Here is a 24,001-nt window from a genome sequence, read left to right on the forward strand (position 1 = left end):
GAGCGTTTCATGGCATCTGAAGAGTCCTGGAAGGAGAAGTACCTTCGGGAACTGGACGAGGCAGACCAGCGCGATAAGCAATGGCAGGCCGAGCGCAACGTACTCGAGCGCATGCTGGTGCGGACCAGTCTCGCGTCTGAGGGACAAACGCCGGAACTGGACAGTCTGCTCACCCGCATCAGATCCGATTTACGCAAGCAGAAGATCGATGTTGAGGCCTGGCGAACGCTGCAGGATCAGATCGACCGGGCCATTACCAAACTCGATGAGCATGACCAGAGAACGACCCCGGACACACCGCATCAGATATCAACTTCCCCCGCCCCGTCCAGCGATGACACAGATCTTGCCGAGGACGGTCATCGCCTGCGGATTGCCCGCCGGGTCGGGCAATTGCTGGGGCAGCTGCTCAATCAGGTGACGTTGGAAGCCGAAGTGGAATCTCAGGCCAGAACGCTTCAGCAAACGCTGCTTTCCACCAACGACTGGAGCATCCTTCGGGAAGGTCTCAATCAGGTGGCCGAGCTAGTGATTGAGGCGGTCACCCGCAGCCAGCGCGAGTTTGAGGTGTTTCTTAAGCGCCTGGATGAGCGTTTGGAAACCCTGCGTCAGCATTTTTCCCAGCAGTCCGACGCCCAGCTGACCCGGCAAGACGACACCGCCACGCTGGACCGGGAAATTCGTGAGGAGTTGGGCCGGGTCAGTGATGAGCTGCTCAGCGGCCAGGACTTGCAGAGTCTGAAGCAATCAGTGAGCAAACGCCTGGAATTCATCGGTGGCGTGCTTGAGCGGTTCCGTTCCCGGGATGCCAAGCGAGAAGCAATGTTGGCTGAACAGCTGGCGGCCATGCAAGAAAAAGTCGCGGCCATGGAGGCCCACTCCGAGCAGATGCAGGCACAGGTGCGCCGAGAACGCGAGCGGGCCCTGACCGATCTGTTGACCCAGTTGCCTAACCGTGAAGCCTGGCAAGAGCGGTTGGCGTTTGAATATAATCGTTGGCAACGTTATCGACACCCCTTGAGTATGGCAGTGATCGACATCGATCTGTTCAAGAGAGTCAACGATTCATATGGCCACAAAGCCGGCGACAGGGTGTTGCAGCTGGTCGCCCGTGAAATGAAGGCGCGTTTGCGCAATACCGATTTTATTGCCCGGTTCGGCGGTGAGGAGTTTGTGTTGTTACTGCCGGAGACCGGATTGGAAGACGCTCGCAGCGTCGTGAACGAGTTCAGAGGGCACGTCGGCAAATTACCCTTCCATTTTGGCGGAAAGCGGGTTGCTATAACCTTTTCTGCCGGTGTCTCCGAGTTCCGTGATGGTGATGCCGAAGATGCAGTATTTGATCGGGCAGACCGCGCCCTTTATCAAGCCAAGGGCGCGGGCCGTAATCAGGTCCTGGTTGCCTGAGTGCCGGGTTCAGTGTCGGAGCAGGGCATCCAGTTCGTCAATGGTTTCCGCCCAGTCGCTGTCCTCCTCCAACCCCTCTTCCAGAAACTGTGATTGGCTTGCCGACCAAAAGGGCGCGTCCTGAATGGCGATCTCTGAGGGCAAGGGCGAATAGCGGGTAACAAAACCTTCAATCTCCTTATGCCCTGAGGGCAGGCCGAGTTGTTCAAACAGGGTGCGCATGCTGTGGGTACTGGTGTCCATAATGGAAGTTCTCCTGTGAACGGTGTGGCACTATGAAATCTGCGACATTTGCAGGTATTGTTCCCTGAAATGTAGTGGAACCACCGAGGATATCCAGTGAAGTCTCTTCCACCGTTAGCGTATTGCCTCCTGTTGTTGCTGTTTCATGGGGTAGTCTGGGCCGATCCGCCGCAGGCGTCTCCGGCACCGGTGCTGGGTCTTGAAGATTTACAGTGGCTGGACCAGCAGAATAGCTTTCGGGTGGGCGTGCGGCACAGTCAGGTTCCGTTGGTTTTTGACACCGGTGACGATCGCCTGGCGGGCATCTGGATTGACTACCTGGCCCGGTTGTCCGAAAAGCTTCAGCTGCCAATTGAGCCGTTCATGATAAATGGCCCTGCAGGCCTCGGGAATGGCGACGCAGACCTGATCCTGACCACCCGGATCCCCGGATCCCCGGTTATTCCTGGTGTTCGGCACACCTCGCCATTAATGTCCCTGACATACGGTATTTTCGTTAATTCCGGCGATGCGGCTTACCGGACCTTGTCGGATCTGGAATCGGCCAATGTGGCGATCATTGGCGAAGACCCGAATCAGTTCCCGTTACTGGACCCGATTGATAACTTTTCTCCGGTTTCGGCCGATAGTCTGGGCGATGCCATCAGTCTGGTGTTGTCTGGCAAAGCCGATGCCTTTCTTGGCCCGGTGCCGGTGGTTTCGGATTATCTGGAGTCGGCCATGATCAACGGCATCGGTCTGGCGGTGTTGCTGGATGGGCGGCCTGTCGACGTGGTATTGCAGGTGCCGACGAGCAACGAAAGGCTGTTCCGGGTGTTTGATCGCGCCATCACCGCCGTTAGCCACAATGAGCACAGAGATATTCGCCAATCCTGGCTGCAGGCCGAAATGCCAGCGCTGGAGGGCCGCGGTGTTGCATTGACAGCCACCGAACTGGAGTGGCTGAAACGCAATCCAGGGCTGAAGATAGGTATGCGTAGCGACTGGCCGCCGTTTGAATTTGAACAGGATGGCCGGGCCGCCGGACTGGCCTCTGATCTGGTCAAGCGACTGGAGGAAAATCTGGATGTCCGGTTCAACCGGGTGATGGTGGCGTCCCGGCTGACAGCGGAGGAAAAGCTGAAAAGCGGTGAGGTGGATATACTCCCCGGCTTGTCCCGGACTCCAAGAACCGAAGGTGAGTTTCTGTTTACCCGGGCGTATGTGACGGTGCCGGTGGCGCTGGCCATTCGCGATACCGGGCGCTTCATTGGTGATTTGAGGGAGTTGCGTGATGAGCGTGTCGGTGTGGTCAATCGTCAGGCCAGCCACGACTATTTGCTGATCAATCACCCGAATCTTGACCTCTACCCCCAGAGAAACGTTGAACAAGGGCTGATCGCCCTGTCTAACGGTGACCTGGACGTGATGGTGACTCACATACCGGCGGTAAGCTACACCGTTGCCAAGCTGGGGTTGTCCAACCTCCGGATTACCAGTATCACGCCCTATCAGTACGATTTGCGCCTCGCGGTTGATAAAGACAACCCGGTGCTGCACCGCATCCTGAACAAGGCTCTCAGCAGTTTACCGCCGTCTGAAACCGAGGCAGTCTACAATCGCTGGATCCACCTCGACATCGAGCAGGAGACGGATTACACGGTGATTCGACGAATCATCCTGATCGCCATCGCCGTGGTGCTGATTTTCCTGTACTGGAACCGGAAGCTGTCACTGGAAGTGGATGAACGAATTCGCTCCGAGAACGCCCTTCGACGCAGCGAAGACGACCTGCGGGCTGCCAAGCTGGAGGCCGAACGGTTGGCCCGGGAGGCGGAAACGGCCAGTCGGGCTAAAAGTGAGTTCCTGGCCAATATGTCCCATGAAATTCGAACGCCGATGAATGCGGTAATCGGCTACAGCGACCTGCTCTACAACTCGGTGACCGATCCCCAGCAGCGTAACTACCTGAATGCAATTCGCGCAGGCAGTCGCAGCCTGCTGATGCTGATTAACGACATTCTGGATTTATCGCGAATTGAGGCCGGCAAAATGCGGCTGGACTTTGGCCCGGTTTCGGTTCGCCGGCTGCTCAGTGATGTGCGTCATATCTTCGATCTGCGAGCCACGGAGCAGGGCATTACCCTTGAGGTGAGTGTTGGCTCAGGCATGCCTTCGGCGATGATGCTGGATGAAACCCGGTTACGACAGGTGCTGTTTAACCTGGTGGGTAATGCCATCAAGTTTACCCATGACGGTGGAGTAACCGTTCGAGCGGTGGCAAAAGAACTGAGTGACGCAGGCGATCAGGATTCCGACGTTCGTTACTACCGTTTGAAAGTCACCGTCGCCGACACCGGCATTGGCATCGCACCGGATCAGCAGGACCGCATTTTTGATGCGTTCGAGCAGCAGGAAGGTCAGAGCTCTCGGCGCTATGGTGGCACCGGCCTTGGCCTGGCGATCAGCCGGAAACTGGCGGAAATGATGGGCGGAGAACTGACTGTGAAAAGCGAACCGGAATCAGGCTCCACTTTTACTCTGGTGTTACCAAAAGTGGCGGCAACGGTAGAGCAGGCCGAAGATGACGGTGCGCCAGAGGAAGCCGAGCGCTTGCTGGCCCAGACCATGAGCATGCAGGAACGAGGCTGGTTGCGGGAAAAACTGGCCGAAGATTTCGGGCATGAGTGGCAGGATGTTCGCGAGAGCGGCGATCCGGAGCAGATGAAGGACTTCGCCTCAAGGATGGTTGAGTGGGGCCAGCGCCATCGATCGCCATCGGTGACCCGTTATGGTGAAAAACTGCTGGCGGATGTGGATGCGTTTAATCTGGATGCCGTCAACACGGCACTGGACGCATTCCCGCGGTTGTTGGGCCAGAATTGATTGAACCGGCCAGCCGGATCAAAGGCAGTCGAATTGCGATTGGCGATCGAAGGCGACCGACACCATGTCGTAACCGGAATCGGACAAAGAACGCACCAGGCCCTCATTTTTGAGCAGTGTCATGCAAACTTTGTGAACCCCCGCTTGCAGATACTCGACGGCAGGTTGTGGCTCGGTGAAGCGAAAGTCTACGATCAGGTACTTGCGGTCAACCGCCGCCAGTTCAGGGATGTCTTCCCGCTCCACGCTTTCATAGCCGATGTAGGTGGCTTCATGGTTTGGGAATACCTGACTCATAAGCACATCGAGGTTCTCTGCGTGCGCTGGTGTAGCCAGCGCCAGGATGGCAGCAGGTAGTAGGGCATAGAGTTTGGCGCGCATAGGTCACTCCCAAAACTGATAAAACACATTCCATGTAACCAATTGTAAAGATTGGTTACATGATTATTGCAGGAAGTGTCGTAATTTTCGCCAGTTGAGACTGGTATTTTTCAATTGTTTGCATTCTGGCGACTATTCTTCTCGGTCGGCTTGGTTGGAGTCATGCCAGCCTGCCCCCAGGAGGGAATTCCGCTATGATGGAACCAGAACCATTCGGTAATAGAGAGGGATAGCCATGTTCCAGCTTGTATTCAAAGGAGAGTGCACGCCGGGTACCGACCTGGAAACCGCCCGTAACAATGCGCGCACCCTGTTCAAGGCCAGTGTTGAGCAGCTGGACCGGATGTTTAGCGGTCAACCCGTGGTCATTCGGAACAAGCTGGAACAGGTTCAGGCCGAGAAGTATCTGGCGGTGCTTAAAAAGCACGGCATGGTTGCGCATGTGCAACCGATGGCCGGCGCTGCACAAGCCAGCACGCCGCCATCGGAACCCGGCCCGGCGCCCGCACCTCAGCCCCAAACCTCCCGTTCACCAGCGCCTGCGCGTGTGGCGCACAGCGGCAAAGCGCCGGAGCCCGAGCCCGGTGATCGCCTGCCCGTGGCTGGTGACAAAGTAGACGATATTCTGGCGGGTTCTGGCCTGACTCTGGACCCGGTCGGCGTAACGCTGGCCGAGCACCAGGACGCAGAAACTCCGATGTTTGAGCACCTTGATGACTGGTCATTGGCGCCGCAGGGCTCAGACCTGGGGGTGAAGCGAGATCTGCCGCCCCCCATAGTCCCTGACGTGTCTCACCTTTCGCTGGCGGATGATGACAAGCATTCTGGTCAGAAGTAATCCTTCCTTGCGCGGCTTACGGTTGTTTACGTGTGTTGTGATGGCGCTGGCGCCCCTTTTGTGGGCGCCAGTGGCATCCGCTGAGCCTGAACACCGACCCAGGGTGGGCCTGGTGCTCAGTGGCGGTGGGGCCAAAGGTATGGCCCATGTCGGTGTGTTGCGCGTGCTGGAAGAAATGCGGGTACCAGTGGATGTGGTGGTGGGTACCAGTGCCGGAGCTGCGGTGGCTGCGCTCTATGCCTCCGGCATGTCGGTGTATGAGATTGAGCGTCGTTTTCTTGAACTGGACTGGCTGTCCAGTTTTCGGGATGACCCGGGCCGGGCTTACAAGCCGGTGCGTCGAAAACAGGATGATTGGCGCCTGCCCTTGGTGCCGGGGCTGGGGGTCAGCTCGGAAGGGCTGCATCTGGGGGGCGGTTTGGTGACCGGTCAGAATCTGGGGCTGATACTGAACGAGCTGACCCGTAATGCTGCGCTGGTCGAGAACTTTGACCAGTTGCCGGTGCCGTTCCGGGCTGTCGCCACCGATCTGGAAACCGGCGAGCCGGTCATAATTGCCGGTGGCAACCTGGCCGAGGCCATCCGCGCGAGCATGAGTATCCCGGGAGTGTATGCGCCGGTTCAGCGGGATGGTCGCTTGCTGGTGGATGGTGGCGTTGCCAACAACCTTCCGGTTAGCGTGGCCCGTGACATGGGCGCCGAGATCGTTATTGCAGTGGATATTACCGACCCACTGATGACCGCGGATCAAATGCGTGAGGCTTTGTCTGTGGTTGGCCAATTGACAACCCTGATGACTCGAACCAATACCGATGCCCAGTTGGCGCTTTTGACGTCAGAGGATGTACTGATACGTCCGAATCTTGAGGGGCTGGGGTCTGCCGATTTCTATGAGGGACTGCTGCTGTTTGAGTTGGGCGCCACTGCCGCAAGAGATCATGCCGTTGCCCTGAACCGATTGGTGGTGTCGGAAGCGTCGTGGGCCGCCTACCAGTCCCGTCGGGCTGCCAGCGGCTGGGTGCCTGGGCCAGTTGCCGGGGTTGAGATTGCCCAGGGTGATCGCCTTGCCACCGACTTCCTGCGTGAGCGAATCAGACAGCAGCCGGGCGAGGCGTTGGACGTCGAGGCACTTGAGACGGACCTGAAGCGGATATACGGGTTGGGCTATTACGAATCTGTCGCTTGGTCCTTGAGGCCAACCAGCGACGGACCGGTGTTGGTGATTCGGGCCCGGGAAAAAAGCTGGGGTCCAAACTATCTGTCTTTCGGGCTTAACTACGAAGATAACTTTGAGGGCAATACCCGATTCAATCTGGCGGCTGGCCTGCGCATGACCGAGCTGAACCGGCTGGGTGGAGAGTGGATGACGGGGGTTCAGTTGGGCACCCAGCCCTGGGTGCGCAGTCAGTGGTATCAACCGATGACCTTTGGCTACGACCGGTTTGCGGTGTTGGGCGTGGAATACCGGCGAGATGATTACAGTATTTATGACCAGGGCCAGCGCATTTCTGAGGTAGATGTTACGTTTCGACAGGTGGATGTGGCGCTGGGCATGGAATTGGGTGGCGATGCTGAGGCCAGGCTGATCTATATGCGTGGTTATGCCACGGTGGAGGATGAGGTCGGTGTTCCGGTGGCACCAGAGGGTGATGTTCATCAGGGCAGTGTCAGTCTGCAACTGGTGCATGATTCGCTGAGCGACGCCTTTTTTCCTAAAGCCGGTGCTTTTGCCGGTGTCCGGGTGAGAGTTGAGAGGGAAGACCTGGGTTCGGATCGGCGCTTTGACAGCGTCACCGCGATGTTGTTGGGTACCAGTACGTGGGAGCGCTACAACCTGACCGGCCTGTTGTATACCCGGCAAGTGCTCAGCGGAGATGCGGGTATCGAAAATGCAGCCCGTCTGGGCGGTTTTCGGCAACTGTCTGCCTATGCCCCGGGTGAGATCACCGGGAACGATGCCTTGCTGGCGTCGGTGTATACGCGCCGGGAATTCGGTGGGCCGGTGATGCCCTGGTTTACCGGTGCTGGGTTTGAGACCGGTAACGCATGGGATAGCATGAGTGACGCTCGCTGGAGCCAAGTGGTTCGTTCGTGGAGCCTGTTTGCCGGGGTGGACACGCTGCTGGGACCGGTCCAGGTGTCGGTTGCCTATAACAACGAAGACGACTGGGCCGCCTATCTCAATATCGGGTTCTCGTTTACCCAGCTGTTCTATTAGATGTAATGGGCCAGATTGTCTTGCAGTACCCGGGCTCCGCCTTGGCGGAACGCAACAAACGCACAGCGTTTGGCCGACGGCCAGAGATCATCAATAGCGGCATTAATAAAGTAATTGTCGGCAAATGTCATGGTGCGAGCCAGACAGTCCGTTACAGCAATGGTGCCAGCAGGCGCACGGCGCGGCAACTGAGTCGGAACAGGATCGATCGATCCTGGTAATCGCCCTCGGTCATCCGCTGGCAGTGTTTCAGATCTTCCCTGAGCATGCTGTCGATCGAGGTAACAAACTCTTGGCTGGTATTGATGGCAGTGATCTCGAAGTTCAGGCGCATGGAGCGGTTGTCGAGATTGGCTGTCCCGACAGCGGCGTAGCGGTCATCCACCAACACCACCTTCTGGTGCATAAAGCCGGGCTGGTACTGGTAAATGCCAATGCCTGCCTGGCTGGCCTGGACCAGGTAGGAGTACGCGGCCAGGCGTATAAGCCTGCTGTCAGATTTTTCAGGGATCAGAATGCGAACGTCGACGCCTCTCAAGGCGGCCAGTTGCAGGGCGTTCATTATCTGAAAGTCCGGCACAAAATAAGGTGAGGCGATCCAGATTCGGGTGCGGGCGTTATTGATGCTGTTGAGAAAAAATAGCGTGCAGGTTTCCCAGGTATCGGCAGGGCCAGTCGGCAGCACCAACACCTGCTGGTCGCCATGATTTTTGATGTCAGGGTGCCAATTCAGCTCCGGGCGAATGTTGCTGGCCCAATGCCAGTCCTCCAGCCACGCCAATTGCAAGCCGGTAGCCGCTGGCCCCTCGATTCGGCAGTGGGTGTCACGCCAGGGTTCCTGATCAATGACCGTGCCCAGGTACTCGTCGCCCAGATTGATGCCGCCGACAAACCCTACATGACCATCACAAACCAGCAACTTACGGTGATTTCGGAAATTGATCTGAAACCGTCGTCGGCGCACATTGCCGTTACCGAAGGCGGCAATCCGGGCACCGGCTGCAGACAGTTCGTTCAGCCATCGGCGTGATAAAAATACGCTACCGATGTCGTCATACAGAAACCAGACCTCCACACCCTGGGCCAGCTTGCGTTCCAGGATTGCTTTGATGCGCTGGCCGACCTTGTCGGAACGTACAATGTAGAATTCCATGAGGATGTAATGAGTTGCGTCTTCCATGGCTTCGAACAGTGCCTCAAAGGTCGCCTCGCCATCCCGGAGCAGCGTGCACCGGTTGCCGCTGGTAAATGGTTGTCGGCTAAGTTTGCACAACACCTGCAATTCGTCACTGAAGTGCTCATGGCCAGGGTTGGATATTGAGGTAGTCTGTTTCTCGAAACGATCAAGCAGGCTGGTCAGAGCTTGATCGCCCATGCGACGGGCCTTGATATAGCCCCCAAAACGACTGCGGCCGAACAGCAGAAACAGAGGGACCGCCAGGTAGGGCAAGCCAATCAGCGCAATGATCCAGGCAATAGCCCCCTGGGCAGTTCGGTAGCTGAGCAGTATCCGGTAGATACACGCCAGCGCGGCCAAATAGAGAATGGCCAGAGGAATGGCGAGTAGTGACAGGTTGTCTCCGGTCATCGGCGCTGGCTCTGATGATTAGCCCGAAACTGAGCCGGGGCAGTGCCGGTCCACAGGGTAACGCCGGTTACCGCCTCAATCCGGGCATCATCCATCACGCCAAGAGTATTGAGGTAATGCACCAGAGCCAGCGTGCTGGCGGCGGCTACCTGCGGTGTGTCTGTTGGGTCCGGTGAGGCATGCATGCCGGTATCTGGCTCCCGATGAGTGAAGGTCATCCTGGTACAAAATGTCAAACGACTGGCACGGTCAGTCAACGGCTTGTATCAGATTCAACGATAGCATGGTGACATCAGGTTGAAGTAGCCAGTAAACAAAACCGGAGGTGTTTTATGGCACGTGAAATCTTTGTACCCCATAGCGAAATTGAGCGTAAAAACGTACTTGCGTTGTCCGAGTACCTGAACAGCATCTACTACTGCTGATTTTTCAGGCGTAATGCCTGTGACCATCTGGCCGGGTTTTCCCGGCCTTTTTCGGTCTGAAATCCGTCGCGTTCATTTCCCCCTTGCCCGTCGTGCTGACGGTGGTAGTGTATTCGGTTTAATCCCACAACCGAGGCTGCCAACGTATGACCGTGACACTCAATAATCGTATTTCCGGTGAGGGCGAACCTCTGATTTTGTTGCATGGGCTGTTCGGGTCGCTTGAAAACCTAGGCGGTATTGCCCGTCGTCTGGAGGATGGCTGGCAGATTCACGCGCTGGATCAGCGTAACCACGGCAGCTCCCCGCACACTGACGACATGGATTACCCGACCATGGCGGCGGATGTGATTGCCTATATGAATGCTCAAGGTATCGATCAGGCGGTTGTGCTTGGCCATTCCATGGGTGGCAAGGTCGCGATGCAGGTAGCACTGAATTACCCGGACCGGGTTAAGGCCCTCATTGTTGCGGATATTGCGCCGGTTACCTACAAGGCCCGCCATGATGCGGTGCTGGACGGTATGAAGAGCCTGGATCTGAAAGGTGTCACAACGCGCCAGGAAGCCGACAAGCGCCTTGAGGCGTTCGTCGACATTCCCGGTGTTCGGCAGTTTTTGCTGAAAAACCTGGAGCGTATCCCCCAGGATCAGGTGACCGATAAGGAACAGATCTTTCGCTGGCGCATTAACCTGCCAGTGATCGATGCCTGCTATCAGAATCTTGCAGCGGCGCCTGAGGGTGAGGGCTCCTACGACGGGCCGGTGTTGTTCCTGAAGGGGGCCGATTCTGCCTATATTCAGGACAAGCATCAGGACACTATTCGTCAACGGTTTCCCGCTGCCGATCTGAAGATCATCGAAGGCACGGGTCACTGGTTGCACGCCGAGAAAGCGGATACCTTTGCCACCCTGTGTCGGAACTTTCTGGAGTCCTAGTGGCCCGGCCACGGCGTTGTCAGACACCCGGCAATGTCTGCTAAGGTGAGGGAGCTTTGACATCGCCTCCGGGCAAAGACAGAACGATAAACGGATCGGGCACTCATGATGAAATGGTTGTTGATCGCCTTGCTGGCCGCCTTTCTGTTGCTGGGCAGTTTTCTGCTGACACCGTCGCCCATCGACAGCAAGGTATGGCAGGCGCCCTCGCCACCGGCCATGACCGGTGTACTGGCGCCGAACGAGCGCCTCAGGCTGGCGGATCTTCTGGCCAGGGGAGAAGTTTATGGCCCGGAAGACACAACGGTCGATGCACACGGCGTACTCTACACAGGCACCCAGGACGGCAAGATCGTGCGGGTGTTTCCGGATGGTCGGGTGGAGAACTGGCTGAGCACCGGCGGTCGGCCCTTGGGCATGGTGTTTGACGGGCAGGGAAACCTGATCGTCGCCGATGCCTGGAAAGGTCTGCTATCGGTCACCCCGGCTGGCGAGATCACGGTGCTGACCCGGGAGGCCGAGGGCACGCCCTTCCGTTTTACCGATGACGTAGACATTGCACCGGACGGTCGCCTCTATTTTACCGATGCCAGCTCCCGTTTCCATCAGCCGGATTACATTCTGGACTTGCTCGAAATGCGGCCCCACGGGCGCTTGCTTCGATATAACCCTCGCACAGGCAGAACCGAGGTGTTGCTGGGCAACCTGCACTTTGCCAATGGTGTGGCGGTGTCGCCGGCCGGAGATTACGTTCTGGTCAACGAAACCTGGAAGTATCGCATTCTGAAATACTGGATATCCGGCCCCAATGCCGGCCAGGCTGAGGTGTTTGCCGACAATCTGCCAGGATTCCCTGACAACCTGGCGGTGGACGATGAGGGGCGTTATTGGGTGGCATTTCCAACACTCCGCAATGCCCAGGTCGACAGCATGCACCTGAGGCCCTGGCTGAAGAACCTGATAGCTAAATTGCCTGAGAGCTTCCAGCCAAAACCTCAGGAATACGGTCTGGTGGTGGCGTTTGACGCCAGCGGTCGTATGTTGGTCAGCCTGCACGACACCCGTGGTCGTCACCTGCAGGAGATTACGTCGGTCAACCCACACGACGGTGTTCTATACTTTGGTTCACTTCACAACGATCGTATTGGCCGGTTACCGTTGCAGGCCATTCCTGGCCTTGGAGAGAGCAACCATGACTGAGCGGCACCCGTTGGCCTGGGATCTGCCTGATCCTTTCACCCTTGCCATCACCGTTCGCCCGGAAGACACCGACCGGCTTGGTCATGCCAATAACGTGGTTTACGTGCGCTGGCTTGAAGAGGTTAGCTGGGCTCATATCGACAGTCTGGGTATGACCTGGGCGGTTCACGAGGAAACCGGTAAAGCCATGGCCATAACGCGCACCGAGCTGGATTACCTGGCCTCTGCCAATGCCGGTGATGAGCTGGTTCTGGGCACCTGGCTTACTGACTGGGACGGGCGCTTCCGGTCTGCGCGGCAGTTTCAGCTGATTCGTCCGGCCGATGGCAAGACGCTGCTGCGGGCTATGTCTACCCATGCCTGTGTCGACATGAAGTCGCAACGGCCGTCCCGAGCCCCCAAAGAGTTTGTGGATGTGTTATCCGCTGCACTGGTTGCTGGTGGCCGGGGGCTGAGTGGCTGAGGCCGGCCAGGCAGAATTCTGCTAGTCTAGAAACTGAAGCCGGGAACGGCGCCGCTCTACTGTTGTCTGGAGACTCCCATGGAATCATCTGATCTGACTGAATCCGGTACCATGCGCCACGTGGTTTACGAGCGTTTTGGCGAGCGTGATGTGCTGCGGGTGAGTGAGTCACCTGTGCCCGTGCCGGCTGGTGGCGAGGTGCTTATCCGGGTGCACGGAGCGGGCCTTAACCCGATTGACTGGAAAACCCGCCTGGGTCTGGGTTTTGTGGCCAGCCAGATTGAAAACAGCTTGCCGTGGACGCCGGGCTATGACGCCGCAGGCGAGGTGGTTGCGGTGGCAGACGATGTCACCACGTTGGTGCCGGGTGATCGAGTCATGGGAATGATTGGTTTTCCCACCTCAGGCGGTGCCTACGCTGAGTATGCCGTTGCCAACGTGGAAGACTTGACCATCGTGCCGGAAGAGCTGGACTTGATGGCCGCCGCTGCGGTCCCGCTGGCTGCGTTGACCGCCTGGCAGGCACTGTTTGAAGTGGCTCACCTCGAAGCTGGCCAGAAAATTCTCATTCTTGCGGGCGCTGGTGGCGTTGGCCACTTTGCGGTGCAGTTTGCGCTGGAGCGGGGCGCTCACGTGATTGCCACGGCCTCTGCTCACAACCGGGATTTTTTGGCAGGCCTGGGCGTGCACGAGGTGATTGATTACCACACCACCGACATAGGTGATGAATGCTACGGACTGGACGTGGTGCTTGATCTGGTCGGTGGCGACACGGGTAAACGAGCGTTGCACACGTTGGCAGAATCCGGTGTGCTGGTTACCATTCCGACCAATACCGCAGACGAAGTAATCAGTGCCGCAGAGGCGTTGGGGGTGCGGGCTCACGGCATGAGATCTCGTCCAGATGCCTTTCATCTGGAAGAGATCGCTGAGTTAATCGAAGATGGCGACGTTAAAGTTCATCTCGACCGGGTGTTCGCTCTGGATCAGGTCAGCGATGCGCACGATTTGCTTGAAGCAGGGCACGTCAGGGGCAAGCTGGTGCTCGATTGCCGCTAGTCTGTCTGGCTGGCCTTGCGGGCAATGCGGTTGAGCAGGCGAGACGCCGCGAAGAAACCAAAGCTGGCCGTTACCGGGCTGGCGGCGCCGAATCCTGAGGCGCAGTCCAGCCTGACCGGACCCTCGGTGGCGGGCTTTTGCAAGCAGACTTCACCATCCGGAGCGGGGTAGGTTAACTGTTCCAGCGAGTACACTGCCTCAATGCCGAAGCGCCGCTTCGGATTTCTGGAGAATCCGTATTCCCGGCGCAACAGGTTGCGCACCTTTGCCAATAGTGGGTCTTGTGTGGTTTTGCTCAGATCGGCCACCTGAATCTGGGTTGGGTCTATCTGGCCGCCGGCTCCACCGGAGCAGACGATGGGGATCTTGCGTCGCTGACAGTGGGCAATCAGCGCCGCTTTGGCTTTGACGCTGTCGATGGCATCCACCACCCCGGTGATGTCTTCGGTGATCAATTCCTGAACGTTCCCGGTGGTCAGAAAACCAAAATGCACGCGGATGTCTGCATGGGGATTGATGGCCCGCAACCGGTCTGCCATGGCGTCGGTTTTGGTGCGACCGTACTGGCCGGTCAGGGCATGCAATTGCCGGTTGGTATTGGACACGCAGATGTCGTCCATGTCGATCAGGGTGAGCGTGCCAATGCCGCTGCGAGCCAACGCCTCGGCGGCCCAGGAGCCCACGCCGCCCAAACCAACAATAGCCATGTGTGAGTTGCGAAAAGCGGTCAGGGCGCGGCGGCCGTAAAGCCTTTCTATGCCGCCAAAGCGGAATTCGTAATCGTCGGCGGTCATTCAGCCTCCGGTTGGGTGAACCAAAGGCGGCATTGTAACCTGTCGCAGCCGGAACCATAAAAAAAGCCACGCAAACGCGTGGCTTCAAGAAGGTACCCGGCTCGACAAGAGGCGGGTTGGACTAGTTCAGAGACACTAATCATCCAGGCCATTATCAGGCCCTGCTCTGTGTTGATGAAGGTCAAAACTTGCCAATCGTTGGTCATTTCCGGCCAGAACTCTTGTCCTGACCGGAAATGCCGCCGTTTAAGCTACCCAGTGATCATCGTTCAGTGCCATCAGGCTGTCTTTGCCAGTCTCAATGTCTTTAACCAGCCAATCCACTTCTGGCAGCAACTTTTCAAAGTAGTAACGGGCTGAGGCAACCTTGCTTTCCAGCAACGGCGTGTTGCCTTCCCCGGCGGCCAGCTGACGGCTGGCTACACCGGCCATGCGAGACCACAAGTAGCCGATGACGGTCAGTGCCATCACGCGCAGATAAGGCGTTGCTGCGGCGCCGGCCTGCTCCGGATCTTTCGGAGCGTTCTGGGCCAGCCACATCGTGGATTGCTCCAGATTCTTGATAGCGCCCTTGAGCTCCTCACGGTGCGGGGCATCCGGATTGTCTTTCAGGTATCCGGTCAGCACTGTAAACAGTGCGCGCACCAGCTGGCCGCCCTTCAGGGAAAGCTTTCGGCCGACCAGGTCCATGGCCTGGATGCCGTTGGTGCCTTCGTAAATCCGGGCAATACGGCCGTCCCGCACTAACTGCTCCAGAGGCCAGTCCTGGGTAAAGCCGGAGCCGCCCAGCACTTGTTGGCCCCAGTTGGCATTGTTGTAGCCTTCGTCGGTCAGGAAGGCCTTGACCACCGGCGTCAGCAGTTGCACCAGATCATCGGCGTTTTCACGAACGCTTTCGTCGCCGTGAGCCACCGACAGGTCCAGCTGATGACCGGTAAACAGTGCCATGGCACGCATACCTTCATTAAGAACCTTCTGGCGCATCAGCATGCGGCGAACGTCCGGGTGCACAATGATCGGGTCAGCCGGGCCGTCCGGGTTTTTAGGACCACTCAGCGAACGGCTTTGCAGGCGATCTTTGGCAAAGGCCAGGCTTTCCTGATACGCCATCTCAGCCAGGCCAAGGCCTTGCATGCCGACCATCAGGCGAGCCTCGTTCATCATGGTGAACATCGCTGCCATGCCCTTGTTGGGCTCGCCGACCAGCCAGCCCTTGGCACCCTCGAAGTTCATTACGCAAGTGGCGGAGCCTTTGATACCCATCTTGTGCTCCAGGCCGCCACAGAAGGCTGGGTTGCGCTCGCCGGAATCCGGCAGGACCTTGGGTACCACAAACAGCGAAATGCCTTTGGTGGTGTCTGGCGCGCCAGGCAGTTTTGCCAATACCAGATGCACAATGTTGTCGACCAGATCGTGTTCACCGCCGGTAATCCAGATTTTGGTGCCTTCGATGGCGTAACTGCCGTCGTCGTTGGGTGTGGCCTTGGTCCGTATCAGGCCCAGGTCGGTACCACACTGGGGTTCGGTCAGGCACATGGTGCCGGTCCACTCGCCAGAGATCAGCTTCTCCAGGTACGTGTTTTTCAGCTCATCGGAGCCGTGGGCGTACAGGGCGCTGATCGCACCGTGGGTAAGGCCGGGGTACATGCCCAGTGACAGGTTGGTGGAACAGACCATTTCATCCACCACAAATTTCAGGGTGTGAGGCAGGCCCTGACCACCAAATTCGATGGGGGCATCCAGTGCGGTCCAGCCGCCTTCCACGAATTTGTCGTAGGCTTCTTTGAAACCGTCTGGCGTTTTCACGGCTTTGGTTTGTGGATCGTAGCTACAGCCCTGTCGGTCGCCGACCTGATTGGTGGGCTGGATGACTTCCGCGGCCAGCTTGCCGGCTTCGTCGATGACCGCTGAGATCAGATCTGGCGTGGCATCGGCGTATTTTTCCAGTTCGTGCAGTTTGTCTGCTCCCAATACATCAAACAGCAAAAAGCGAAGGTCGTTTGCAGGCGCCTGGTATTGCATGGTCACTCTCCTGTTAATACGGGTTCGGCATTAACTGCCTGTTGATTTCTGCGGTGCAGAGTTTGTTGTGCAAAAGAAAGGTGATGATTCATACGGGCGTTTGAAGAGTTTGGTTTTCCGAAAGACAGCCTGAATGGATTGATTTTTCGTATTACCAGAGTGGAATTCATTGATACAGGGGGAATAAAGCATGGCGACGGTCATCGCAGGTGTTTCTGGCGCTATCGGCAGTGCGCTGGCGCAGCGTTATCTTGAGGCTCGGCCGGAGCAGTCGCTGATTGGCCTGTGTCGGCATCCGGAGCGGGTGCCGCAGGCACTGCGACAGGATTCCAGGGTGCACTTGTTGGCGTGGAGTGCAGATTCGCAGGGACAGGTGTTGATGGAGCAAGGTCTTCAGGCATTGCTTGACGCCGGCGGTGGTGTTGAGGATTTGATCTATGCCGCCGGGCTGCTGCATGACGATGGGTTGTTTCCGGAAAAACGTCTGGATGAGTTGAATCCGGATAATCTGGCGCGCGCGTTTGAAGTCAACTGCATCGGTTTCGGGATGCTGGTCAAGACATTGGCTGGAGGCCTGCGGGGCAAGCATTTAAAACGGGTGGTGGCGGTTTCCGCCAAGGTCGGCTCGATCACCGACAACCAGCTGGGAGGCTGGTACGCCTACCGGTGTTCAAAGGCGGCGTTGAATATGATGGTCAAGAACCTGTCGGTGGAGCTGCCCAGACGATATGCCCCGGTTGCCTGCGTGGCACTGCACCCGGGTACAACGCGATCGGCATTAAGCGAGCCTTTCAGTCAGTCATTGGCAAAGTTGATGGTGCATGAGCCTTCAGAAACGGCGGATAATCTGTTTGGCGTTATCCAATCTTTGTCGGAGGCCGACAATGGTCGCTTTATCAGCTGGGATGGCAGGGATTTGCCGTGGTGAGGCATTCGAGGAAAAAAGGCGCTGCAGGCAAGAGGCCTGCAACGCAATAGTTTGTTAGCGGATAAACGGGTTAAGCATTCGGGTAAAGGTGCCGGTCAGCTTCAAAGGCGCACTCAATACCGACAAGGTGATGCAATCCTCACAACCAACCGCAACGGGTTTGTGTTCGTCTTGCTCATTCAGAACCACGAAGTCCCACTGATTGAAAACGCCCTTCTGATCCGCGAATGCGCCCTGTAGCACGATGGTGGTTTCGTTGCCTCGGTGCGTATGTGCCGGGGCTTTGCCGCCGGCGACCAGCTTTTGAAGTACCACCCGCTCGTTCTGCTCGGGGAATTTGTCGGAAATGTCCAGTACGCTGACGTCGCCCAGCTGACGCTTCCAGGGTAGCTGGTTGATGTCTTCTCCAAGCAGCTTCTGCAGCGGGCTCAGGCGAGGTGTCTTGGCTGCCGGTGCGGCTTCCGCCGGTACCGAATCGATTCGCGCAAGCAGTTGCTCGAAACTTGTATCAGATACAGACACCTTGGGTTGCTGATCCATCATAACGGCACCCAGGCTATCGAGGGTGTCGACTCTGCTTCGGCAGTGGGGACACTGGTCCAGGTGCAGCTTTATGCACAAAGCATGAGGCTGGCTCAAGTTGCCTGCGCTGTATTCCATCAGGCTGAGGCTATCGGGATGATGCCGTGTCATACGTTCTGATCCTGCAAAATCACTTTCAGTTTGTTCAAAGCCAGTCTTACCCGGCTCTTTACCGTTCCCAATGGGATCTCGAGTTCGTCCGCCACCATCTGGTGAGATTTGTGCTCCATATAGACTTTGGCGATCACTGTAATCTGTTCTTCCGGCAACAGGCTCAGAGATTCCCGGATTCGGCGCTCAGACATCAATCGGTGCAATGATGTGACTGGTTCGTCTTCGTTATCGCCCGGAATTTGCCAGAGGTCTTCTGTTTCTATCGCCATTTCCGCGCTGCTTCTTTTCATCTTGCGCAGCATGTCAATGCGCTGATTTCGGGCAATGGTAAATATCCAGGTCGATGCTGCCGCTTTGCGCCAGTCGTATAGACAGGAACGACGCCAGATCGAAATAAAGACTTCCTGCACCAGCTCTTCGGCATGGCTCGCCAAACCGTTGGAGATCGCGTAATACTTGATCTGCGGGGCGAAGTGCTCGAACAGAGCATGATAAGCCGCTCTGTCTTGAGTTTTGCCTACTTTTTCCAGCAGAGGCCCCCAGGGATCCTTACGACCCTCAGGCTTTGCTTTTTGCTGCTCCAGTGTTGTCACCGGGCGCTCCTTGACAGTCGCATGATTTGAGCTTTTTATCGTCATCATCATTCTATGCACTCGTCGCCGAATTGTCAGTTGACTTATGTACGCGCCATTGCAAAAACCGGATTGCCAGGATCAACAAAATGTTTCTGGCTCAGTTGTTGTAAAAGATGTGTCAGTGAAGTAATTGCTGGATTATCAGGCGGGCGCTTGTCTGTTCATACCAACATCGACATCGACCAGCGTTGCCGATGTCACTGTCGAACCCGGTGGCTCGCTTGCAGACCCTTCAGGAAACTGTCCGTCACCAGCGTGCGCTGGATTTGCTCAGGCTCAGCACGCATATGGCCATCGACGAAATCGCCAATCACCTGGGCTACAGCGACCCGTCCAATTTTGGTCGGGCCTTTCGCAAGTGGAAGGGTATATCACCCTCTGCCTGGCGCGGGCTACTGCAAGATCGGGCAGATTAAAGGCTATTCTTCCAGATAGGTGTAGCCTTCCAGGCCCGCCCTGAGCTCCTCCATGAGTTGAGACTGGGTTTCGGAGTCCAGTGCACTGGCCAAAAACTTGGCCTGATAGGCCGCAAGTAAATTGTCTGGCTCAAAGTTTACGTAACGCAGTACCTTGGCCACTGTGTCGCCGGTAATGGGCGTGCCGATGTCATATTCCCCCCGGGCATTCAGGCGAACATCCACCGAGTGGGTGTCGCCGAACAGGTTGTGCATGTCGCCCAGAATTTCCTGATAGGCGCCGGTCATGAAGAACCCCATCAATAAAGGCTCACCGGGGACTTCCTCTGGCAGAGGCAGGGTGGTCTCAATGCCCTGGCCGTCCACGTACTGATCAATGCGGCCATCGGAGTCGCAGGTGATGTCCTGAATCACCGCCCGGCGGTTCAGGGGCCGGTTCAGGCCATTGATCGGCATGACCGGGAAGATCTGGTCGATGCCCCAGACATCCGGCAGTGACTGGAACAGTGAAAAGTTTACGAATAACTTTTCCGCGAGTTTCTCGTTGAGTTCGTCGATGATCTCCCGGTGTGCTCGATTGGCACTGTCCAGCTGGTCCCTCAACAGACGACAACAGCAGGTATAGAGAGTTTCTGCCTGGGCCCGTTCGACCAGCGAGAGCAAACCGTGGGCAAATTGCGCGTGCACGTCGGTCATGGCGTGCAGTACGTCATGGTAGATTTCCGCCAGCGAGCGCGGTGAGTGTTCGTCTTGCAGGCTTTCCAGGTCGCGCCACAGATCCGCCAGCGGAGCGGGTGCGCCTTTGGCTGGCACCACGGGCTCCCGGTGATCTGGCGCTTCCCGGTCGATCACGTTGGTGATCAGTACCGAATGGTGGGCGGTCAATGCGCGGCCGGATTCACTGATCAGGTCCGGATGGGGAATACCCTGACGGTCGCACTCGGCTTGCAGCACATGCACCACATTGTAGGCGTACTCAAAAACGCTGTAATTCATGGAGCAACTGCTGCGCGAACGGGTGCCTTCGTAGTCGACGCCCAGACCTCCGCCGATGTCGACTGTGCCGATGGGTGCGCCCAGTTGATGCAGTTCGCTGTAAAAGCGCGCGCATTCGCGCAGGCCGGTCTGAATATCCCGAATGTTGGCGATCTGGGAGCCCAGGTGAAAATGCAGGAGTTGCAGGGTATCCAATGCATTCGCCTGCTTCAGGGTGTCGATCACATCCAGGACCTGACTGGCGGACAGACCGAATTTGGATTTCTCGCCACCGGTGTTCTGCCAGTTGCCCTTGCCGATGGTAGCCAGCCGAGCCCGCACACCGATCAGGGGCGACACGCCCAGGTGCTTGGCTTCGTCCAGGATCAGCGGCAGTTCGGACTGTTTCTCGACTACAATAAAGACCCGGTGCCCCAGCTTCTGGCCGATCAGGGCCAGGCGAATGTATTCCCGATCTTTATACCCGTTACAGACGATCACCGAGCCAGGTTGATGGGCCAGAGCCAGCACCGCCATCAGTTCCGGCTTGCTGCCGGCTTCCAGCCCTACCTGACCGGCGGATGCCGCCGGTTCTGCGGCCAGAAGTTCTTCTACCACCCGGCGCTGTTGGTTCACTTTGATCGGATAGACCGCCGTGTAGCGGCCTTGAAAGCCCTGTTCGGTGGTGACTTTATTGAACGCATCGCACAGCTTGTTAACCCGGTCGTGCAGAATGTCGGTAAAGCGGATCAGCACGGGCAAGGCGACGCCCGCGCCAGCCAGCGACCGGGTCAGGTTCGGAAGGTTGATTCGCGCTTCGGTGCGACCCCGATCCGGGCACATTTCCACCTCGCCCTGACCATTGACGGTAATGTAGCCGTCACTCCAGTGCGCGATGTTATAAACCTTGTGGGCAGGTGATGCTGTGGTTTCAGCCATTATTGCTATCCTGTCAGGGAACCCGGGGCGGCCGGCAGGCCGGTAACAGGCTGCATTGTAGGAGTTGACCGGTGCCCCTACAATACGCCCCTTTCAAGATGTCCGGGCATGTTGCGGCGGCACACAGTGGGAGACAGACATGACAACATTGAACGAAGGCTGGTTTACCGAGGTATTCCAGGATCAGGGTACGGCTTTTTCGCTGCAGGTAAAGGCGAAGCTTCACGAGGAGCAGACCCCGTTCCAGAAGCTGGAAATATATGAAACCGAGACCTTCGGTCACCTGATGGTCCTCGACGGTTGTGTCATGCTCACAACCCGAGACAACTTTCTGTATCACGAGATGATGACGCACCCGGCCTTGTTCACCCACAAAGACCCGAAAAAGGTGGTCATTGTCGGCGGGGGTGACTGCGGCACGCTGAAAGAAGTGCTGAAGCACCCGGGCGTAAACGAGGCCTGGCAGGTAGAAATCGACGAGCGGGTAACCCGTATGTCAGAAAAATACTTCCCCGAACTGTGCGAAGCCAACGACGACCCCCGCGCCAACTTCTTTTTTGGCGACGGTATCCAGTGGATGCGGGAAGTCGAGCCCAACAGCGTGGACCTGATCATTATCGATAGCACTGATCCGGTTGGCCCGGCCGAAGGCCTGTTTGCCCTGGACTTCTATCGGGATGCCATGGCTGCGCTTCGGGAGGGCGGTATTATTGTTCAGCAGAGCGAATCGCCGCTGCTGCACACCGAGACCATCATCAAAACGATCCACCACGATATGCGTAAAGCTGGTTTCGGCCATGTACAGACGCTGCCATTCCCGCAGCCGGTCTACCCCACCGGCTGGTGGAGCTGCACCATGGCCAGTAAAACCAACCCGCTGAAGTATTTCCGGGAAGACGACGCCAATAACCGCCCGTTCGTAACCCGCTATTACAACGCTGGCGTTCATCACGGCGCACTGGCCATGCCGCAGTTCATGGTCGATGCACTGGAGGATGAGATTCGTCCAGAAGAAGTCTGATCAGAAAATGGACAGCTCCTGAGGTTTGGCTAAATTAGACACGCTGACGACGCTTTGTATCAGGCTGCTGAATAACGTCGACCTCCCATAAAACAAGAAGGGCGCCAATTGGCGCCCTTCTTGTTTGCAGTGTTATGGCAATATTACTGCTTGCCGCCACCAAACTCCGGATAGGCTTCCATACCGCATTCAGAGTAGTCCACACCTTCGTACTCGTCCTCTTCGGAAACCCGAATGCCCATGACCGCCTTGAGGATGGCCCAGACGATCAAGCTGGCACCAAATACCCAGACGAAGATGGTCAGGGCGCCGATGATCTGGCCGCTGAAGCTGGAGTCGCCGTTGGTGATCGGCACCAGCAGCAGGCCGAGCAGACCGCAAACACCGTGAACAGAGATGGCACCAACGGGGTCGTCAATGCGCAGCTTGTCCAAAGTGACGATGCTGAAGACCACCAGCAGACCGCCAAACGCACCGAAAATGGTCGCCAACAGCGGAGTAGGTGTGTCCGGACCGGCAGTGATTGTTACCAGGCCAGCCAGCGAGCCGTTCAACAGCATGGTCAGATCGGCTTTGCCGAACATGAGACGGGCAAGAATCAGGGCTGCCAGACCGCCACCAGCTGCTGCCGCGTTGGTGTTCATGAAAACAATGGCGACGTCGTTAGCGGATTCTGCGCTCGCAGTAGCCAGGACTGAGCCACCATTGAAGCCGAACCAGCCCATCCACAGGATGAACGTACCCAGTGTGGCCAGCGGCAGGTTAGCACCAGGGATGGCGCGAATTTCACCATTCGGACCGTATTTACCTTTACGGGCGCCCAGCAACAGAACACCCGCCAAAGCGGCTGCTGCGCCAGCCATGTGAACGATGCCAGAACCCGCAAAGTCGCTAAATCCAAGATCGCCGAGGTTGTAAAGGCCGAAGACGTCCGCCTCGCCCCAGGTCCATGCGCCTTCCATCGGGTAGATGAAACCGGTCATGACCACCGCGAAGACCAGGAATGCCCACAGCTTCATGCGCTCAGCGACGGCACCGGATACGATGGACATGGCAGTGGCTACGAACACAACCTGGAAGAAGAAGTCCGCGGATGGGGCGTAGGTTGCTTCAGCCTCATACACAAAGCCTTCTTCAACACCCATGTCAGTGATGCCGCTGAGGAAGATACCGCCGCCATACATGATGGCGTAGCCGCAGATCATGTACATGGTGCAGGCAACCGCGTACAGGGCGACGTTTTTGGTCAGAATTTCAGTAGTGTTTTTGGAGCGTACAAGGCCGGATTCGAGCATGGCAAAGCCAGCTGCCATCCACATGACCAATGCGCCACAAACGAGGAAATAGAATGTGTCTAGTGCAAACTGTATCTCAAAGACAGTGCTTTCCATAGGAGGCCCTCCGCACAAGGCTCTTAGGTTATAAGTTTTTTGCGTTGGCTAGTTGCCAGGTCAGTCCGGTGTCAGACTGCCTCTTCCCCGGTCTCGCCTGTCCGGATCCGGATGGCCTGTTCCAGTTCGGTCACAAAGATCTTGCCGTCACCGATTTTTCCGGTATTGGCTGCTTTGGTAATGGATTCAATGACCTGGTCCAGCAGATTGTCGCCAATGGCAACTTCCACCTTGACCTTGGGCAGGAAATCCACCACGTATTCCGCGCCACGGTAGAGTTCCGTGTGGCCTTTTTGCCGTCCGAAGCCTTTGACTTCAGTGACGGTTACGCCTTGTACGCCAATCTCGGATAGTGCCTCACGGACATCATCCAATTTGAAAGGCTTGATGATCGCTGTCACAAGTTTCATTGCTTTCTCCTTGGTAAAGCCGTCCCAACAGTGAGGGCCCATCGGCCGGTTGTTGAGTTCGGGATGCTGCCACCTCGCACGTCAATTGTGCGGATTGCGTACGAGAGCTATAGCATCGGGTGTGCCAACGCAAAAAAATATAACAGAAA

General features: G+C 57.2%; 23 protein-coding genes. 11 read left to right on the top strand and 12 right to left on the bottom strand.

Features of this window, described 5'->3' with window-relative positions; translation table 11 throughout:
* Window positions 1–9 precede the first annotated feature (9 nt).
* On the top strand, window positions 10–1,407 hold the full coding sequence (locus IBX51_RS00905) for a GGDEF domain-containing protein (protein WP_291827666.1): 1,398 nt from the start codon (window positions 10–12) through the stop codon (window positions 1,405–1,407).
* Between the two features lie 9 nt (window positions 1,408–1,416).
* On the opposite strand, the gene IBX51_RS00910 is transcribed toward IBX51_RS00905, so the two are convergent.
* Window positions 1,417–1,650: a DUF2789 domain-containing protein gene (locus IBX51_RS00910; protein ID WP_291827668.1), complete on the bottom strand. Its 234-nt coding sequence runs from the start codon at window positions 1,648–1,650 to the stop codon at window positions 1,417–1,419.
* A gap of 96 nt (window positions 1,651–1,746) precedes the next feature.
* Between IBX51_RS00910 and IBX51_RS00915 the strand changes: the two genes are divergently transcribed.
* Window positions 1,747–4,515 carry a transporter substrate-binding domain-containing protein gene (locus IBX51_RS00915; RefSeq protein ID WP_291827670.1) on the top strand — a complete coding sequence of 923 codons (2,769 nt, stop codon included), beginning with the start codon at window positions 1,747–1,749 and terminating at the stop codon, window positions 4,513–4,515.
* Between the two features lie 18 nt (window positions 4,516–4,533).
* Here IBX51_RS00915 and IBX51_RS00920 read toward each other — a convergent pair whose 3' ends face one another.
* Complete coding sequence (locus IBX51_RS00920) at window positions 4,534–4,896, bottom strand: hypothetical protein (RefSeq protein ID WP_291827672.1); 363 nt, start codon at window positions 4,894–4,896, stop codon at window positions 4,534–4,536.
* A 235-nt stretch (window positions 4,897–5,131) separates the two neighbouring features.
* Between IBX51_RS00920 and IBX51_RS00925 the strand changes: the two genes are divergently transcribed.
* Together IBX51_RS00925 and IBX51_RS00930 are read left to right on the top strand one after the other, a co-directional pair.
* Entirely contained in the window at window positions 5,132–5,734 is a 603-nt protein-coding gene (locus tag IBX51_RS00925) for a hypothetical protein (protein WP_291827675.1), read from the top strand.
* A 40-nt stretch (window positions 5,735–5,774) separates the two neighbouring features.
* Window positions 5,775–7,952 (top strand): patatin-like phospholipase family protein, encoded by a 2,178-nt coding sequence (locus IBX51_RS00930; protein ID WP_291827678.1) that lies wholly within the window; start codon window positions 5,775–5,777, stop codon window positions 7,950–7,952.
* Here IBX51_RS00930 and IBX51_RS00935 read toward each other — a convergent pair.
* The 3 genes from IBX51_RS00935 to IBX51_RS00945 are packed head-to-tail and all read right to left on the bottom strand — an operon-like array spanning window position 7,949 to window position 9,725.
* A complete protein-coding gene (locus IBX51_RS00935; protein WP_291827681.1) occupies window positions 7,949–8,083 on the bottom strand; it encodes a hypothetical protein in 135 nt (44 codons plus the stop codon). The genes IBX51_RS00930 and IBX51_RS00935 overlap by 4 nt on opposite strands.
* A 20-nt stretch (window positions 8,084–8,103) precedes the next feature.
* Entirely contained in the window at window positions 8,104–9,540 is a 1,437-nt protein-coding gene (cls, locus tag IBX51_RS00940) for a cardiolipin synthase (RefSeq protein ID WP_291827684.1), read from the bottom strand.
* Window positions 9,537–9,725: a hypothetical protein gene (locus tag IBX51_RS00945; RefSeq protein ID WP_291827686.1), complete on the bottom strand. Its 189-nt coding sequence runs from the start codon at window positions 9,723–9,725 to the stop codon at window positions 9,537–9,539. Before IBX51_RS00945 ends, cls begins: the two co-directional genes overlap by 4 nt.
* Window positions 9,726–10,111: 386 nt before the next feature.
* Here IBX51_RS00945 and IBX51_RS00950 point away from each other — a divergent pair, with 386 nt between their 5' ends.
* The 4 genes from IBX51_RS00950 to IBX51_RS00965 all read left to right on the top strand — a co-directional run bounded on the left by IBX51_RS00950 (window position 10,112) and on the right by IBX51_RS00965 (window position 13,625).
* Complete coding sequence (locus IBX51_RS00950) at window positions 10,112–10,903, top strand: alpha/beta fold hydrolase (protein ID WP_291827689.1); 792 nt, start codon at window positions 10,112–10,114, stop codon at window positions 10,901–10,903.
* A gap of 108 nt (window positions 10,904–11,011) precedes the next feature.
* Window positions 11,012–12,103, top strand: coding sequence for an SMP-30/gluconolactonase/LRE family protein (locus IBX51_RS00955; RefSeq protein ID WP_291827909.1), 1,092 nt, complete (start codon window positions 11,012–11,014; stop codon window positions 12,101–12,103).
* Entirely contained in the window at window positions 12,096–12,566 is a 471-nt protein-coding gene (locus tag IBX51_RS00960) for a thioesterase family protein (protein ID WP_291827692.1), read from the top strand. The genes IBX51_RS00955 and IBX51_RS00960 overlap by 8 nt, the downstream gene beginning before the upstream one ends.
* Window positions 12,567–12,644: 78 nt before the next feature.
* Window positions 12,645–13,625 carry an NADP-dependent oxidoreductase gene (locus tag IBX51_RS00965; RefSeq protein ID WP_291827695.1) on the top strand — a complete coding sequence of 327 codons (981 nt, stop codon included), beginning with the start codon at window positions 12,645–12,647 and terminating at the stop codon, window positions 13,623–13,625.
* On the opposite strand, the gene tcdA is transcribed toward IBX51_RS00965, so the two are convergent.
* Together tcdA and IBX51_RS00975 are read right to left on the bottom strand one after the other, a co-directional pair.
* On the bottom strand, window positions 13,622–14,419 hold the full coding sequence (gene tcdA / locus IBX51_RS00970) for a tRNA cyclic N6-threonylcarbamoyladenosine(37) synthase TcdA (RefSeq protein WP_291827698.1): 798 nt from the start codon (window positions 14,417–14,419) through the stop codon (window positions 13,622–13,624). The two genes, IBX51_RS00965 and tcdA, sit on opposite strands and share 4 nt — an antisense overlap.
* Before the next feature lie 246 nt (window positions 14,420–14,665).
* On the bottom strand, window positions 14,666–16,441 hold the full coding sequence (locus IBX51_RS00975; protein WP_291827701.1) for an acyl-CoA dehydrogenase C-terminal domain-containing protein: 1,776 nt from the start codon (window positions 16,439–16,441) through the stop codon (window positions 14,666–14,668).
* Window positions 16,442–16,631: 190 nt separating this feature from the next.
* On the opposite strand from IBX51_RS00975, the gene IBX51_RS00980 reads away from it, so the two are divergent.
* Window positions 16,632–17,369: an SDR family NAD(P)-dependent oxidoreductase gene (locus IBX51_RS00980; protein WP_291827704.1), complete on the top strand. Its 738-nt coding sequence runs from the start codon at window positions 16,632–16,634 to the stop codon at window positions 17,367–17,369.
* A gap of 54 nt (window positions 17,370–17,423) precedes the next feature.
* Here the strand turns inward: IBX51_RS00980 and IBX51_RS00985 are convergent, their stop codons facing one another.
* Window positions 17,424–18,062 (bottom strand): ChrR family anti-sigma-E factor, encoded by a 639-nt coding sequence (locus tag IBX51_RS00985; RefSeq protein WP_291827708.1) that lies wholly within the window; start codon window positions 18,060–18,062, stop codon window positions 17,424–17,426.
* Entirely contained in the window at window positions 18,059–18,658 is a 600-nt protein-coding gene (locus IBX51_RS00990; protein ID WP_291827710.1) for a sigma-70 family RNA polymerase sigma factor, read from the bottom strand. The genes IBX51_RS00985 and IBX51_RS00990 overlap by 4 nt, the downstream gene beginning before the upstream one ends.
* 236 nt (window positions 18,659–18,894) lie before the next feature.
* Here IBX51_RS00990 and IBX51_RS00995 point away from each other — a divergent pair, with 236 nt between their 5' ends.
* Entirely contained in the window at window positions 18,895–19,116 is a 222-nt protein-coding gene (locus IBX51_RS00995) for a helix-turn-helix domain-containing protein (RefSeq protein ID WP_291827712.1), read from the top strand.
* Window positions 19,117–19,119: 3 nt separating this feature from the next.
* On the opposite strand, the gene speA is transcribed toward IBX51_RS00995, so the two are convergent.
* Window positions 19,120–21,030 carry a biosynthetic arginine decarboxylase gene (gene speA / locus IBX51_RS01000; protein ID WP_291827714.1) on the bottom strand — a complete coding sequence of 637 codons (1,911 nt, stop codon included), beginning with the start codon at window positions 21,028–21,030 and terminating at the stop codon, window positions 19,120–19,122.
* A 139-nt stretch (window positions 21,031–21,169) separates the two neighbouring features.
* Between speA and speE the strand changes: the two genes are divergently transcribed.
* Window positions 21,170–22,051, top strand: coding sequence for a polyamine aminopropyltransferase (gene speE / locus IBX51_RS01005; protein ID WP_291827716.1), 882 nt, complete (start codon window positions 21,170–21,172; stop codon window positions 22,049–22,051).
* Between the two features lie 143 nt (window positions 22,052–22,194).
* Here speE and IBX51_RS01010 read toward each other — a convergent pair whose 3' ends face one another.
* Entirely contained in the window at window positions 22,195–23,442 is a 1,248-nt protein-coding gene (locus tag IBX51_RS01010) for an ammonium transporter (protein ID WP_291827719.1), read from the bottom strand.
* A gap of 71 nt (window positions 23,443–23,513) precedes the next feature.
* Window positions 23,514–23,852 (bottom strand): P-II family nitrogen regulator, encoded by a 339-nt coding sequence (gene glnK, locus IBX51_RS01015; protein ID WP_004578958.1) that lies wholly within the window; start codon window positions 23,850–23,852, stop codon window positions 23,514–23,516.
* Window positions 23,853–24,001: the final 149 nt, after the last annotated feature.

Source organism: Marinobacter sp. (assembly GCF_014859525.1).
Classification (GTDB): domain Bacteria; phylum Pseudomonadota; class Gammaproteobacteria; order Pseudomonadales; family Oleiphilaceae; genus Marinobacter.

Excerpts from the sequence above, each read along its gene's own strand:
- IBX51_RS00975 (WP_291827701.1), bottom strand. The coding sequence starts at position 16,441 with ATGCAATACCAGGCGCCTGCAAACGACCTTCGCTTTTTGCTGTTTGAT.
- tcdA (WP_291827698.1), bottom strand. The coding sequence starts at position 14,419 with ATGACCGCCGACGATTACGAATTCCGCTTTGGCGGCATAGAAAGGCTT.
- IBX51_RS00950 (WP_291827689.1), top strand. The coding sequence starts at position 10,112 with ATGACCGTGACACTCAATAATCGTATTTCCGGTGAGGGCGAACCTCTG.
- IBX51_RS00995 (WP_291827712.1), top strand. The coding sequence starts at position 18,895 with ATGTCACTGTCGAACCCGGTGGCTCGCTTGCAGACCCTTCAGGAAACT.
- IBX51_RS00945 (WP_291827686.1), bottom strand. The coding sequence starts at position 9,725 with ATGCATGCCTCACCGGACCCAACAGACACACCGCAGGTAGCCGCCGCC.
- speE (WP_291827716.1), top strand. The coding sequence starts at position 21,170 with ATGACAACATTGAACGAAGGCTGGTTTACCGAGGTATTCCAGGATCAG.
- IBX51_RS00980 (WP_291827704.1), top strand. The coding sequence starts at position 16,632 with ATGGCGACGGTCATCGCAGGTGTTTCTGGCGCTATCGGCAGTGCGCTG.
- cls (WP_291827684.1), bottom strand. The coding sequence starts at position 9,540 with ATGACCGGAGACAACCTGTCACTACTCGCCATTCCTCTGGCCATTCTC.
- glnK (WP_004578958.1), bottom strand. The coding sequence starts at position 23,852 with ATGAAACTTGTGACAGCGATCATCAAGCCTTTCAAATTGGATGATGTC.
- IBX51_RS00905 (WP_291827666.1), top strand. The coding sequence starts at position 10 with ATGGCATCTGAAGAGTCCTGGAAGGAGAAGTACCTTCGGGAACTGGAC.
- IBX51_RS00920 (WP_291827672.1), bottom strand. The coding sequence starts at position 4,896 with ATGCGCGCCAAACTCTATGCCCTACTACCTGCTGCCATCCTGGCGCTG.
- IBX51_RS00935 (WP_291827681.1), bottom strand. The coding sequence starts at position 8,083 with ATGACATTTGCCGACAATTACTTTATTAATGCCGCTATTGATGATCTC.
- IBX51_RS00965 (WP_291827695.1), top strand. The coding sequence starts at position 12,645 with ATGGAATCATCTGATCTGACTGAATCCGGTACCATGCGCCACGTGGTT.
- IBX51_RS00960 (WP_291827692.1), top strand. The coding sequence starts at position 12,096 with ATGACTGAGCGGCACCCGTTGGCCTGGGATCTGCCTGATCCTTTCACC.
- IBX51_RS00985 (WP_291827708.1), bottom strand. The coding sequence starts at position 18,062 with ATGACACGGCATCATCCCGATAGCCTCAGCCTGATGGAATACAGCGCA.
- IBX51_RS00930 (WP_291827678.1), top strand. The coding sequence starts at position 5,775 with ATGGCGCTGGCGCCCCTTTTGTGGGCGCCAGTGGCATCCGCTGAGCCT.
- IBX51_RS00925 (WP_291827675.1), top strand. The coding sequence starts at position 5,132 with ATGTTCCAGCTTGTATTCAAAGGAGAGTGCACGCCGGGTACCGACCTG.
- IBX51_RS00955 (WP_291827909.1), top strand. The coding sequence starts at position 11,012 with ATGAAATGGTTGTTGATCGCCTTGCTGGCCGCCTTTCTGTTGCTGGGC.
- speA (WP_291827714.1), bottom strand. The coding sequence starts at position 21,030 with ATGGCTGAAACCACAGCATCACCTGCCCACAAGGTTTATAACATCGCG.
- IBX51_RS00910 (WP_291827668.1), bottom strand. The coding sequence starts at position 1,650 with ATGGACACCAGTACCCACAGCATGCGCACCCTGTTTGAACAACTCGGC.
- IBX51_RS01010 (WP_291827719.1), bottom strand. The coding sequence starts at position 23,442 with ATGGAAAGCACTGTCTTTGAGATACAGTTTGCACTAGACACATTCTAT.